The 12,153-nt window shown below is 58.1% G+C and carries 11 protein-coding genes and 2 pseudogenes; 9 read left to right on the forward strand and 4 right to left on the reverse strand.

What is annotated here, in order from left to right:
• The first annotated feature begins 132 nt into the window (after positions 1-132).
• The 3 genes from FHW76_RS03985 (at position 133) to ypdK (ending at position 2,194) form a co-directional block, all read left to right on the forward strand.
• Positions 133-591: a nucleoside deaminase gene (locus FHW76_RS03985; RefSeq protein ID WP_016161607.1), complete on the forward strand. Its 459-nt coding sequence runs from the start codon at positions 133-135 to the stop codon at positions 589-591.
• Positions 588-1,784 carry a cyanate transporter gene (locus FHW76_RS03990; protein WP_183476264.1) on the forward strand — a complete coding sequence of 399 codons (1,197 nt, stop codon included), beginning with the start codon at positions 588-590 and terminating at the stop codon, positions 1,782-1,784. The genes FHW76_RS03985 and FHW76_RS03990 overlap by 4 nt, the downstream gene beginning before the upstream one ends.
• A 338-nt stretch (positions 1,785-2,122) precedes the next feature.
• Positions 2,123-2,194, forward strand: a complete 72-nt coding sequence (gene ypdK / locus FHW76_RS03995) for a membrane protein YpdK (RefSeq protein WP_099119320.1) — start codon at positions 2,123-2,125, stop codon at positions 2,192-2,194.
• 70 nt (positions 2,195-2,264) lie between these two features.
• Here the strand turns inward: ypdK and alaC are convergent, their stop codons facing one another.
• On the reverse strand, positions 2,265-3,479 hold the full coding sequence (alaC, locus tag FHW76_RS04000) for an alanine transaminase (RefSeq protein ID WP_008803894.1): 1,215 nt from the start codon (positions 3,477-3,479) through the stop codon (positions 2,265-2,267).
• A gap of 88 nt (positions 3,480-3,567) precedes the next feature.
• On the opposite strand from alaC, the pseudogene FHW76_RS04005 reads away from it, so the two are divergent.
• Positions 3,568-3,742, forward strand: a pseudogene (locus FHW76_RS04005) (phytanoyl-CoA dioxygenase); the annotation flags it as partial.
• Between the two features lie 11 nt (positions 3,743-3,753).
• On the opposite strand, the pseudogene FHW76_RS26560 reads toward FHW76_RS04005, so the two are convergent.
• Positions 3,754-3,864, reverse strand: a pseudogene (locus tag FHW76_RS26560) (hypothetical protein); the annotation flags it as partial.
• On the opposite strand from FHW76_RS26560, the gene FHW76_RS04010 reads away from it, so the two are divergent.
• The gene (locus tag FHW76_RS04010; RefSeq protein ID WP_012540955.1) at positions 3,863-5,560 is read left to right on the forward strand and encodes a sensor histidine kinase; all 1,698 of its coding nucleotides are present in this window, start codon (positions 3,863-3,865) and stop codon (positions 5,558-5,560) included. The pseudogene FHW76_RS26560 and the gene FHW76_RS04010 overlap by 2 nt on opposite strands.
• A gap of 11 nt (positions 5,561-5,571) precedes the next feature.
• Entirely contained in the window at positions 5,572-6,309 is a 738-nt protein-coding gene (locus FHW76_RS04015) for a LytTR family DNA-binding domain-containing protein (protein ID WP_012967486.1), read from the forward strand.
• A gap of 52 nt (positions 6,310-6,361) precedes the next feature.
• Here FHW76_RS04015 and glk read toward each other — a convergent pair whose 3' ends face one another.
• Positions 6,362-7,327 carry a glucokinase gene (glk, locus tag FHW76_RS04020; RefSeq protein ID WP_012540954.1) on the reverse strand — a complete coding sequence of 322 codons (966 nt, stop codon included), beginning with the start codon at positions 7,325-7,327 and terminating at the stop codon, positions 6,362-6,364.
• A gap of 263 nt (positions 7,328-7,590) precedes the next feature.
• Between glk and FHW76_RS04025 the strand changes: the two genes are divergently transcribed.
• Positions 7,591-8,826 carry an ion channel protein gene (locus tag FHW76_RS04025; RefSeq protein WP_043875458.1) on the forward strand — a complete coding sequence of 412 codons (1,236 nt, stop codon included), beginning with the start codon at positions 7,591-7,593 and terminating at the stop codon, positions 8,824-8,826.
• Here FHW76_RS04025 and FHW76_RS04030 read toward each other — a convergent pair.
• Positions 8,823-10,484, reverse strand: a complete 1,662-nt coding sequence (locus tag FHW76_RS04030) for an alpha-keto acid decarboxylase family protein (RefSeq protein ID WP_022066013.1) — start codon at positions 10,482-10,484, stop codon at positions 8,823-8,825. The genes FHW76_RS04025 and FHW76_RS04030 overlap by 4 nt on opposite strands.
• A 180-nt stretch (positions 10,485-10,664) precedes the next feature.
• On the opposite strand from FHW76_RS04030, the gene mgrA reads away from it, so the two are divergent.
• Positions 10,665-11,657 (forward strand): L-glyceraldehyde 3-phosphate reductase, encoded by a 993-nt coding sequence (gene mgrA / locus FHW76_RS04035; RefSeq protein ID WP_110209629.1) that lies wholly within the window; start codon positions 10,665-10,667, stop codon positions 11,655-11,657.
• Between the two features lie 130 nt (positions 11,658-11,787).
• Positions 11,788-12,147 carry a DUF2502 domain-containing protein gene (locus FHW76_RS04040; protein WP_023340588.1) on the forward strand — a complete coding sequence of 120 codons (360 nt, stop codon included), beginning with the start codon at positions 11,788-11,790 and terminating at the stop codon, positions 12,145-12,147.
• Positions 12,148-12,153: the final 6 nt, after the last annotated feature.

The following is a 12,153-nucleotide window of genomic DNA, read 5'->3' on the forward strand; positions in this document are numbered from 1 at the left end:
CCGCTTACCTATAAGCAATTCAAATAGGGTTCATCATAAATAAGTCTTTTAACTTATGAAACAAGATACGTACTCTCTACCTACCATCCTCTGCGTTTTTCACCATCAACATCATCTTATGCAGGAGTGACTATGTCCGCTGACGATCGCTATCTCCAGCGCGCATTAGCGCTGGCAAAACAAAATATTGCTGACGGTGGCCGCCCCTTCGGCGCCGTTCTGGTGCGGCATGATGAGATTGTCGCCGAAGCCGTCAATACCTTTCATCTGAACGGTGACCCAACGGCGCATGCCGAACTGAATGCCGTTCGCGATCTTGCCGCCAGACTGGGAAGCGAGGTGCTGCGCGAATGCGTTATCTATGCCAGCGGGCAACCTTGTCCTATGTGCCTGAGCGCACTCTATTTAACCGGCGTGCGGGAAGTATTTTTCGCCAACAGTAATCAGGATGGCGAGCCCTTTCAGCTCTCAACCACCGCGATTTATCAGCAGCTGCAGCAGCCGCTGTCCCGGCAGACGCTGCCAATCCACCACTGCCCGCAGCCGGAGGGGCCGGCACTTTATCAGCGCTGGGCGGAACAGCAACCATGACGCCCATGCTGCGACAGAATCTGACGCTGTGTGTCCTGGTACTCATCGGGATAAACATGCGTCCGCTGCTCACCTCGATAGGTCCCTTGCTGCCGGATATCCGCGCCGCCAGCGGGATGAGCTATACCCTGGTCGCGCTCCTCACCGCCCTGCCGGTCATCGCGATGGGCGTGCTCGCGCTGGCCGGCGGCTGGGTCGATCGCACTGTTGGTCAAAACTGCAGCATTGCGCTGAGCCTGCTGATTATCGCGGCGGGTGCCCTGCTGCGGGAAAGCGCCCCACATAGCGGTTTGCTGCTCAGCAGCGCCCTTGCGGGGGGAATTGGCATCGGCATTATCCAGGCCGCCATCCCGGCGGTGATAAAGCGTCTGTTCGCCCGGCGTACGCCGCTGGTGATGGGACTATGGTCGGCGGCGCTGATGGGCGGCGGCGGGTTAGGCGCTGCGTTCACGCCATGGCTGGCGTCACGCAGTACGGTCTGGCACCAGGCGCTGGCCTGGTGGGCGCTCCCTGCCCTGCTGGCCCTGCTCGGCTGGCTGGCGATTTGCCGGCAATTGCCTCGCGCACCGCATCAGACCAGCGCTTCCCCCCGGGTCGCGATTATTGGCCAGCGCCGCGCCTGGACGCTGGGACTCTATTTCGGACTGATCAATGCCGGTTACGCCAGTCTGATCGCCTGGCTGCCGCCCTACTATATCCAGCTTGGCGATAGCGCCCAGTACAGCGGCTCACTGCTGGCGCTGCTGACCGTCGGGCAAACCGCGGGGGCACTGCTGCTGCCAGCACTGGCTCGCCAGGATGACCGACGCCAGCTTCTGCTGTTCGCGCTGACGCTACAGCTCATTGGCTTCTGCGGCTTCATCTGGCTGCCGCAGCACGTCCCAGCGCTGTGGGCCATCGCCTGCGGAGTGGGTCTGGGTGGCGCCTTTCCCCTGTGCCTGGTGCTGGCGCTGGATCACGCCGGACAACCGGCGGTAGCCGGCCGGCTGGTGGCGTTTATGCAGGGTATCGGATTTATCATCGCAGGCCTCTCCCCCTGGCTTTCCGGCCTGTTGCGCAGCCTGAGCGGGAACTACACGCTTGACTGGTCCTGGCATGCGCTCTGCGTCCTGCTACTCATGGCGCTCACACTGCGCTTTATCCCGGCTCACTACCCGGCCGAGTGGCGGCCGCGCGCCTCTGACCAGCATTAAATCGGCGGCGGCGCGTAGCAAAGAAATTGCGTGCGCCCTCGCTGGCCGTCCTCCATTTTGCCCATCGCCAAAATCCGTTTTAACAGCGTCGCTGGCGTGAAATTTATTACCGGGTGAAATTAATGTGTCGCCGAATCACGACACTCCTAAGTAACTAAAAATTAATAAAAAAATGCCACTTGTTTCCCTCATTTTTTAGGCGTACATTAGCGCCATCTGGAGCACAAAGCGCACAGAATTGCGAGCTGCCGCAACGTGATTTTTCACCTGCGACAGCCCAGGAATAACAGAACAATTAATTCATTTGAACGTCGCACAAGCGCGTGGAGTGATGAATCGTGAAATACTTCTTTATGGGCCTCTCTTTTATGGTCATCGTTTGGGCCGGTACTTTTGCCCTGATGATCTAGACTGCAGCGGTGTCAAAAAAAACGGGAGCCCACTGGCTCCCGTTTTTGTTATGGCGTATTCGCCGAAGCGCTAGCTCGCGGCGGGCAGCAAGCCATCGGCGCGGAACATCGCCTTGATGCCGCGGATCGCCTGGCGCGTACGGTCCCGGTTTTCGATCAGCGCGAAGCGGACGTGAGTATCGCCATAGTCGCCAAAGCCTATCCCCGGCGAGACGCAGACCTTCGCTTCATTAAGCAACTTTTTCGCAAACTCCAGCGAGCCCATGGCGGCGTAAGGTTCCGGTATTTTCGCCCAGACGTACATGGACGCTTTCGGACATTCCACCATCCAGCCGGCTTCGTGGAGCCCTTTCACCAGCACATCGCGACGGCGCTTATATTGTTCGGCAATTTCACGCACGCACTGCTGATCGCCCTCAAGGGCAGCGATCGCCGCCACCTGCAGCGGCGTAAACGTGCCATAGTCGTGATAGCTTTTGATGCGAGCGAGGGCATTCACCAGGGTCTTGTTGCCGACCATAAAGCCAATGCGCCAGCCGGCCATGTTATAGCTTTTCGACAGGGTAAAAAACTCGACGGCGACATCACGCGCGCCGGGCACCTGCATGATGGAGGGCGCTTTCCAGCCGTCATACACGATATCGGCATAGGCCAGATCGTGGACGACCAGGATGTCATACTGCTTCGCCAGGGCGACGACCTTTTCAAAGAAGTCCAGCTCCACACACTGCGCCGTTGGATTCGAGGGAAAACCAAGGATCATCATCTTCGGCTTCGGGTAACTCTCGCGGATGGCGCGTTCCAGCTCGTTAAAGAAATCTACACCTTCCACCAGCGGCACCGAGCGCACCTGCGCCCCGGCAATCACCGCGCCATAGATATGAATCGGATAGCTGGGGTTTGGTACCAGCACCGTGTCGCCATGATCCAGGGTCGCCAGCATCAGGTGCGCCAGCCCCTCTTTCGAACCAATGGTGACGATCGCTTCCGATTCAGGATCGATGTCAACGTTATAGCGTTCTTCATACCAGCGTGAAATGGCGCGACGCAGGCGCGGGATCCCCCGCGAGGTAGAGTAACCATGGGTATCAGGCCGTTGGGCAACGGTGCAAAGTTTTTCCACGATATGCGGCGGCGTCGCGCCATCGGGATTGCCCATACTGAAATCAATAATATCCTCGCCGCGCCGGCGCGCAGCCATTTTCAGTTCAGCAGTAATATTAAAAACGTACGGGGGGAGACGATCGATACGCGTAAAACGGCGTTCAGGACTGGATTCAGCCATAGGTTCCTCTGATTAACGTTAGCGCCCGGACCGTCCGAGCGACGCTGCCGCTGTTGCGGCTCGTTTAGAAAATAACCTGAAAAAAAACATGTTGTCGAGAGGGCCGGTAAAAAATATTCCCTGGCATATAAAACGGGTATCGACGGCGCTAAATACGGCAGTTCATCGCCGGAATAGTCCAGAGTTGTATAAAGAGTGGTAACACATTGATATCTTTCTTAACACAGAATTTTATCGTTAAAAGCCTGAGCTGCCGCTCTCGCGGTGGCCTCCCATCAATCCCCTTTAAAAAGTATGCCTTTTCCTCATTATATTTCTGCGGCTGGTCTTCTGCCGTCAGGTTTTTTATCATGTTCTTTTCTGGCCACTGACGCGGCACACCCATGCACGAAATTTTTACGATGATGCTGGCGGTCTATGATCGTGCGGCCCTGATGCTTATTTGCCTGTTTTTCCTCATTCGCCTGCGCCTGTTCCGCGAACTGTTGCATAAGTCGGCCCATACGCCGAAAGAGCTGCTGGCCGTGACCGCCATTTTCTCGCTGTTCGCCCTGTTCAGCACCTGGTCCGGCGTTCCGGTGGAAGGCTCGCTGGTAAACGTACGCATTATCGCCGTCATGTCCGGCGGGATCCTGTTTGGTCCGTGGGTAGGGGCAATTGTCGGGGTAATTGCCGGCGTACACCGCTACCTGATTGATATCGATGGCGTCACCGCCGTGCCCTGCTTTATCACCAGCATTGTCGCAGGCCTGCTGTCGGGGTTGATTAACCGTAAAGTGGCCCGCGATCAACGGTGGAAAATCGGCATTCTGGCCGGCATGGTGTGTGAGACCCTGACCATGATCCTGGTGGTGGTCTGGGCGCCTTCCCTGAGCCTCGGCCTGGATATCGTCTCTAAAATTGGTATCCCGATGATCCTCGGCAGCGTCTGCATCGGTTTTATCGTGCTGCTGGTGCAGAGCGTGGAAGGGGAAAAGGAGGCCAGCGCGGCGCGGCAGGCAAAACTGGCGCTCGATATCGCTAACAAAACCCTGCCGCTGTTTCGTCACGTTAACAGCGATTCTCTGCGCCAGGTATGCGAGATTATCCGCCGCGACATTACCGCTGACGCGGTGGCGATCACTAATACCGAACATGTACTGGCCTACGTGGGCGTGGGGGAGGCCAACTATCAACACCACGACGATGTCATCAGCCCTACCACCCGACAAGCGATTCGTTATGGAAAAATCATTATAAAAAACAATGATGAAGCCCACCGCACGCCGGAGATCCACTCCTTGATGGTGATCCCGCTGTGGGAAAAAGGGGTGGTGACCGGCACGCTAAAAATCTATTACTGCCACGCCCATCGCATCACTTCGACGCTGCAGGAGATGGCGATTGGCCTGTCGCAAATAATCTCCACCCAGCTGGAAGTTTCCCGCGCCGAACAGCTGCGCGAGATGGCCAACAAAGCGGAGCTGCGCGCCCTGCAAAGCAAAATTAACCCGCATTTTTTATTCAATGCCCTGAACGCGATCTCCTCCTCGATTCGCCTTAATCCAGACACCGCGCGCCAGCTCATTTTTAATCTGTCACGCTACCTGCGCTATAACATCGAATTAAAAGACGATGAGCAGATTGATATCAAACGAGAGCTGTATCAGATCAAAGATTATATCGCCATTGAACAGGCGCGATTCGGCGACAAGCTGACGGTCATCTATGATATTGACGACGACGTCAGCTGCGTGATCCCGAGCCTGCTTATCCAGCCGCTGGTGGAGAATGCCATCGTTCATGGTATCCAGCCCTGTAAAGGCAAGGGGGTGGTGACGATCGGCATTAACGAGTGCGGCAATCGGGTTCGCATCAGCGTTCGCGACACTGGCAACGGCATCGATCCCGCCGTGGTCGCTCGCGTGGAAGCCGACGAAATGCCGGGAAATAAAATCGGCCTGCTTAACGTTCATCACCGGGTGAAGCTCCTCTACGGCGAGGGGTTGCATATCCGCACCCTGACGCCAGGAACAGAAATCGCCTTTTATGTCCCCAATCAACACACGCCGCAGGCGCTGACGGAGTCTCTGTTGTCATGAGCGGAGAAAAGATGAAAGTTATTATTGTGGAAGATGAGTTTCTGGCTCAGCAGGAGCTCTCCTGGCTTATCAACACCCACAGCCAGATGGAGATCGTCGGCAGCTTTGACGATGGCCTGGACGTACTGAAGTTTCTCCAGCACAACAAGGTCGATGCCATTTTTCTCGATATCAATATTCCGTCGCTGGACGGGGTTTTGCTGGCGCAAAACATCAGCCAGTTTGCCCATAAGCCTTTTATCGTTTTTATCACCGCGTGGAAAGAGCACGCCGTGGAAGCCTTTGAGCTGGAGGCGTTTGACTACATCCTGAAGCCCTACCAGGAGTCACGCATCATCAATATGCTACAAAAGCTAACCGCCGCCTGGCAGCAGCAAAATAACGTCGCTGCGGGAGCGACCAGCGCGGCGCCACGAGAAAACGACACCATCAATCTGATAAAAGATGAACGAATAATCGTCACCAGCATTCATGATATTTATTATGCCGAGGCGCATGAAAAGATGACGTTCGTCTATACCCGCCGGGAGTCATTCGTCATGCCGATGAACATCACCGAATTCTGCAGCAAACTGCCCACCGCACATTTCTTTCGCTGCCACCGCTCGTACTGCGTGAATCTCAGCAAGATCCGCGAAATTGAGCCGTGGTTTAACAATACCTATGTGCTGCGCCTGCGCGACCTTGAATTTCAGGTGCCGGTGAGCCGCAGTAAAGTGAAAGAGTTTCGCCAGCTGATGAATCTGTAGAGGCGGGAAGTCCCGCCATCCGGGCTACGACGGTAGCCCGGGAGGGATGCGCTTATAACACCTGGCCCAGCGTCTGACGCAGATGCGCGCCAGAGCCCAGCAGGCCCGGGTTTTCATGCACGATCAGGTAAACCGGAATATCCTGAACATAAGCTTTGAAACGGCCTTTGTCTTCAAAACCGCCGCGGAAGCCGGAGGCTTTAAAGAACTCCAGGAAGCGCGGCACGATGCCCCCGGCGATATACACGCCGCCAAAGGTCCCGAGAGTCAGCGCCAGGTTTCCGCCGAAGCGGCCCATAATGACGCAGAACAGCGATAGCGCCCGGCGACAGTCGGTACAACTGTCCGCCAGCGCTCGCTCGGTGACCTCGCGTGGCTGCAGGTTTTCCGGCAGGCGGCCATCAGACTTCACAATCGCGCGGTACAAATTGACCAGTCCGGGACCCGAGAGCACGCGTTCTGCGGAAACATGCCCCAGCTCGGCGCGCAGCTCTTCCAGAATAATCCCCTCTTCTTCGCTGTTCGGCGCAAAATCGACATGACCGCCTTCGCCCGGCAGGCTGACCCAGCGCTTGTCAACGTGCACCAGATGCGCCACGCCAAGCCCGGTTCCGGCGCCATAAACGGCGATCGGTTTGCCCGCTACCGGAGCGCTGCCGCCAAACTGAATGAGGTGCTCGGCTTTCAGCATCGGGATGGCCATGGAAACGGCGGTAAAATCGTTAATTATCTCCAGATGGGCAAAGCCAAGGTTGCGCTTCATTTCAGCGATGGAGAAGGCCCAGGTATGGTTGGTCATCGCTACCCAGTCGCCGGTGATCGGGCAGGCAATGGCGATACAGCCTTCGTTGACGGTCACCTGGTGCTCCTCCAGATAGACGCGCACCACCGCCTCCAGACTGGGATAATCGAGCCCGGAATAGGTCTTAGCACGAGAGATCTCTCCGCTCGCCAGATCACATAGCGCCAGGCGGGCGTTGGTCCCCCCGACATCTCCTACTAAAGCAAATTTTGTCATTCCGTTACGGCTCCGCTAAAGTCAAAATAATTCTTTTGGCACACTGTAAATTCATGGCGGCTTAACAACAACGTCCAACGCGCAGACGCCCCTTGTTTAGCGACACAGGTCACATTTAGTTTGTAATCTATGCAAGGTAGTCGGTAAACGACGCCGCGGGAATCAGACGCCGCCTTAACTTTATCGTTTCAGCACCATTTGCATCGACGGCCCCTACCGACGAAGGCAAAGTAGTGCTTCAGAACTTTGACAAGGACATTTTCATGCTCCATCCTCGCGCCAGAACAATGCTGATCCTGTCGGTGCCGGCCATCCTGATAGGTATCGCCTGCAGTCTGATCCTGATCGGCGCGATGAAGGTTGCCGCGCTGCTACAGCGCGTGCTGTGGAGCAATCTGCCCACCCAGTTGGGGATCAGCGCTGACAGCCCGCTATGGATTATCGCCATGCTCACGGCGACAGGGATCGCCGTGGGCCTGGTCGTCCGCTACAGCCCGGGACACGCCGGGCCGGATCCGGCGACCGAATCGCTCATTGGCGCCCCCATTGCCACCGGCGCGCTGCCCGGGCTGCTGGCCGCGCTGATCCTCGGCCTTGCCGGCGGCGTCAGTCTCGGCCCGGAGCATCCGATTATGGTGGTGAATATTGCGCTGGCCGTCGCCGTCGGTTCACGGCTGTTTCCGCGCGTCAGCTCGCTGGACTGGACCATCCTCGCGGCCTCAGGCACCATCGGCGCCCTCTTCGGCACCCCGGTGGCCGCCGCGCTGATTTTTTCGCAAACCCTCAACAGCAGCAACGAGTCGCCGCTGTGGGATCGTCTTTTTGCGCCGCTGCTTGCCGCCGCCGCGGGCGCGCTGACGACCGGGCTGTTTTTCCACCCACATTTCACGCTGCCGATCCCCCATTATGGCCAGATGCACTTCGTCGATATCATCAGCGGCATGATCGTCGCTCTGATTGCTATCGCCGTCGGCATGGTGGCCGTCTGGTGTCTGCCGCGCCTGCACGCCCTGATGCATCGCCTGAGAAATCCCATCCTGACGCTGGGCATCGGCGGGCTGCTGCTGGGGATCCTCGGGACCATTGGCGGCCCCTTAACGCTGTTTAAGGGGCTGGATGAGATGCAGCAGCTGGCTTTCAGTCAGACGCTAACCGCCGCGGATTTTCTGCTCATCGCGCTGGTCAAGCTGGCTGCGCTGGTGCTCGCCTCCGCCAGCGGCTTTCGCGGCGGGAGAATTTTCCCGGCGGTCTTCGTTGGGGTGGCGCTGGGGCTGATGCTGCATGCCCACGTGGATGCCGTGCCAGCGGCGATCACCGTCTCCTGCGCCATTCTCGGCATGGTGCTGGTCGTCACCCGCGACGGCTGGCTGAGCCTGTTTATGGCCGCCGTAGTGGTCCCGGATACGACGCTGCTGCCGCTGCTGTGCATTGTGATGCTCCCGGCCTGGCTGCTGCTGGCCGGGAGGCCGTTGATGATTGCTAAACGAACTGGCGACTAAACGCGGCTGTTTCGTTCCTCCAGCGCCTGCGTCACCGCACGCAGGAAATCGGGGATATCCATTTTCGGTAGCATCACTTCGACCAGGGTAAGGGTATCGGAGGTGATGCTTTCCGCCATCGCTTCCCGTAGCTCAGCCGTGTGCGTGACCCGCCAGCAGCGAGAAACAACGTCCGGGGCGAAAGCTTCCGGCAGCCGCTGCCAGTCCCACAGGGCGATGTCATTGTAGCGCTGCTCAGGGCCATGAATCGCCCGCTCCACGGTATACCCTTCGTTATTCAGCAACAGAATAAGCGGTTTTTGCTTATCGCGAAGCATAGAGCCCATCTCCTGAATCGTCAGTTGGGCGGCGCCATCGCCGACGATCAGCACCACCCGCCGCTCTGCCGCCGCGGTTTGCGCGCCATAGGCGGCCGGGAGGGTAAAACCAATCGACCCCCACAGCGGCTGAACGATCAGCGATGCCTCAGAGGGAAGCTTAAGCGCCGCGATGCCAAATGCCGCCGTCCCCTGATCGGCGAGGATAATATCGCCGGGGCGCAGCGCATCCTGCACTGTCGACCAGAAATTCTTCTGGGTTAACTCGCCTTCGCCCTCCTCTTCCACTTCCGGCGCCACGACCTGAGGCGCCGCCCACTCCGCCGCCAGCGGGGCGGAAAGCGTCATTAATGCAGCCAGAGCTTGATCCATCGGCACGCCGCTGAACCAGTGGTCGCCCACCCTGACGGCGAAGGGCTGGATCTCAATGGTCTTCTCCCGCGCCAGATGCTGGGTGAATCCCGCGGTGATAGTGTCGGTGAAGCGCGTACCAATGCAGATGATGGTGTCGGCGTTTTCAATCGCCTCCCGGGTCTGCGGGGCGCTGGCGATCCCGCTATAGGTCCCGACAAACCCGCTCAGCTGCTCATCGAACAACCCCTTGCCCATTAGCATGGTGGCGTGAGCGATGGGGGTTTTCGCCACCCACTCCCGGAGCGTGTTCTGCAGACCATAGCGTTGCGCCAGGAAATCCGCCAGCAGAGAAATGCGTCGGCTGCCCCGCAGCAGGCGGCTGGCATGTTCGCGGAACCCGGCGAGCTGGTTTTCATCCGCCGGAGCGGGCTCCACCAGTAAGCGCTGGGCTGGGGCAATCGCTGCTGCTCTGGCGACATCGGCCGGCAGCATCAGATAGCCGGGCCGATGATGCGTCAGCATATCGCGCAGGACACGGTCGATCTCATGGCAGGCGTTGCCGGCGGTCAGCAGCGCCTGGCTGCAGGTGATCTGCTCGCTCATGCGGGCGAAATGGCGAAAATCGCCATCGCCGAGGGTATGGTGCAGCAGTTCGCCACGCTGCTGAGCGCCGGTAGAGGGCGCGCCGACGATATGCAATACCGGAATATGTTCCGCATAGCTACCCGCAATGCCGTTCAGCGCGCTCAGTTCGCCGACGCCGTAGGTGGTCAGCAGCGCACCGGCCCCTTTGATGCGCGCATATCCGTCAGCGGCATAGGCCGCATTCAGCTCGTTGGCGCAGCCGACCCAGCCTAATGCGCTGTGCGCGATGACGCGATCGAGAAACTGTAAGTTGTAATCCCCTGGTACGCCGAACAAGCGGTCAATACCGCAGTCAACGAGGCGATCCAGCAGATAATCCCCAATAGTGTAGGTCGGTTGCATGTCCATTATCCTCATTTTGGTGCAGGTGTAATTTGAGTATTGAATAAGCGATCCGCCTGTCCAGAAGGGGGACGATAAAGCCGGTGTAAAGCAATAGTTACGCCCAAAAAGCAGTGTACTCCATGCAGAACATTGATTAGTGTAAACGTATACACACCCTATTTTATCTGCGGAGGAAGAATGGTTTACCAGGCAAGCACGACGCGATATCAAACGATGGAGTATCGTCGCTGCGGGCGCAGCGGCCTTCAGCTCCCGGCGATTTCTCTCGGCCTGTGGCACAACTTTGGCGACGAAACGCGCGTGGAGATCAGCCGGCAGATGCTCCTGCACGCGTTTGACCTTGGCATAACTCATTTCGACCTCGCCAACAACTATGGGCCGCCGCCGGGTTCAGCAGAGAGCAATTTTGGCCGCATTCTGAAAGAGGCGCTCCAGCCCTATCGCGATGAGTTGATCATCTCCACCAAAGCGGGCTACACCATGTGGGACGGCCCGTACGGCGACTGGGGCTCACGCAAATATCTGGTGGCCAGTCTTAACCAGAGCCTGCAGCGCATGGGGCTGGAGTATGTCGATATTTTTTATCATCACCGCCCGGACCCGCAGACCCCACTGATGGAAACAATGCGTGCGCTCGATCATCTTGTCCGTCAGGGTAAAGCGCTGTACGTCGGGATCTCCAACTATCCGCTGGCCCAGGCGCAGGAGGCGGTGAAGATCCTTAACGACCTCGGTACGCCCTGCGTCATTCACCAGCCCCGCTATTCGATGTTCGAACGCAGTGCGGAAGAGGGGCTGCTGGATTTTCTGCAGACGGAAGGGGTGGGAAGTATAGCGTTTTCACCGCTGGCGGGCGGACAGCTTACCGATCGCTATCTGAACGGTATCCCGGCCGACTCTCGCGCCGCCAGCAGCAGTCGTTTTCTGCAGCCGGAGCAACTGACCGCCGCGCGATTAGAAAAAATTCGTCAGCTAAATACGATAGCGGAAGAGCGCGGGCAGAAGCTGTCGCAGATGGCGCTGGCCTGGGTTCTGCGCGAGGAGAAAGTGACCTCCGTGCTGATCGGCGCCAGCAAAACCGCGCAGCTGGATGATGCCGTCGGCATGCTGCAGAATCGCCATTTCAGCACCGAAGAGTGCACGGCCATCGACGCCATCCTTGCGCTGTAAAGCAAATGTTACTTTAGCAAAAAGTGCTCTTTTCTGCGCTTTCGGAGTTCGTCCGATGCGGCGGGTCTTTACCGGCCCGTAATATCAGGTTAACAGGCCGCTTACGGCCCCGATCGTGAAGGAGAAGAGTATGTTCAGGTCACTGATTCTGGCAGCAGTACTGCTGGCCGCAGCGCCACTAGTCGCTAACGCTGGTGAAATCACCCTGCTGCCATCGGTAAAATTACAAATAGGCGATCGTGACAATTACGGTAACTACTGGGACGGTGGCGGCTGGCGCGACCGTGATTACTGGCGTCGTCACTATGAATGGCGTGATAACCGTTGGCATCGACATGACAACGGCTGGCACCGCGGCTGGGACAAGGGTAAAAATAAAGCCTGGGAGCGCGGCTATCGTGCTGGCTGGAGCGACCGCGACGACCACCGCGGCGGCTGGGGACGAGGCCCGGGCGGACGTGGCCATGGCCATGGCCATGGTCATCACTAACAGACG

The sequence above is a fragment of the Klebsiella sp. RC2 genome, from assembly GCF_014192815.1.
GTDB lineage: Bacteria > Pseudomonadota > Gammaproteobacteria > Enterobacterales > Enterobacteriaceae > Klebsiella > Klebsiella variicola.

What these genes read in the sequence shown, in the direction of transcription:
- FHW76_RS03985 (WP_016161607.1), top strand. Translation starts at nt 133, where the DNA reads ATGTCCGCTGACGATCGCTATCTCCAGCGCGCATTAGCGCTGGCAAAA.
- FHW76_RS03990 (WP_183476264.1), top strand. Translation starts at nt 588, where the DNA reads ATGACGCCCATGCTGCGACAGAATCTGACGCTGTGTGTCCTGGTACTC.
- alaC (WP_008803894.1), bottom strand. Translation starts at nt 3,479, where the DNA reads ATGGCTGAATCCAGTCCTGAACGCCGTTTTACGCGTATCGATCGTCTC.
- FHW76_RS04010 (WP_012540955.1), top strand. Translation starts at nt 3,863, where the DNA reads ATGCACGAAATTTTTACGATGATGCTGGCGGTCTATGATCGTGCGGCC.
- FHW76_RS04015 (WP_012967486.1), top strand. Translation starts at nt 5,572, where the DNA reads ATGAAAGTTATTATTGTGGAAGATGAGTTTCTGGCTCAGCAGGAGCTC.
- glk (WP_012540954.1), bottom strand. Translation starts at nt 7,327, where the DNA reads ATGACAAAATTTGCTTTAGTAGGAGATGTCGGGGGGACCAACGCCCGC.
- FHW76_RS04025 (WP_043875458.1), top strand. Translation starts at nt 7,591, where the DNA reads ATGCTCCATCCTCGCGCCAGAACAATGCTGATCCTGTCGGTGCCGGCC.
- FHW76_RS04030 (WP_022066013.1), bottom strand. Translation starts at nt 10,484, where the DNA reads ATGCAACCGACCTACACTATTGGGGATTATCTGCTGGATCGCCTCGTT.
- mgrA (WP_110209629.1), top strand. Translation starts at nt 10,665, where the DNA reads ATGGTTTACCAGGCAAGCACGACGCGATATCAAACGATGGAGTATCGT.
- FHW76_RS04040 (WP_023340588.1), top strand. Translation starts at nt 11,788, where the DNA reads ATGTTCAGGTCACTGATTCTGGCAGCAGTACTGCTGGCCGCAGCGCCA.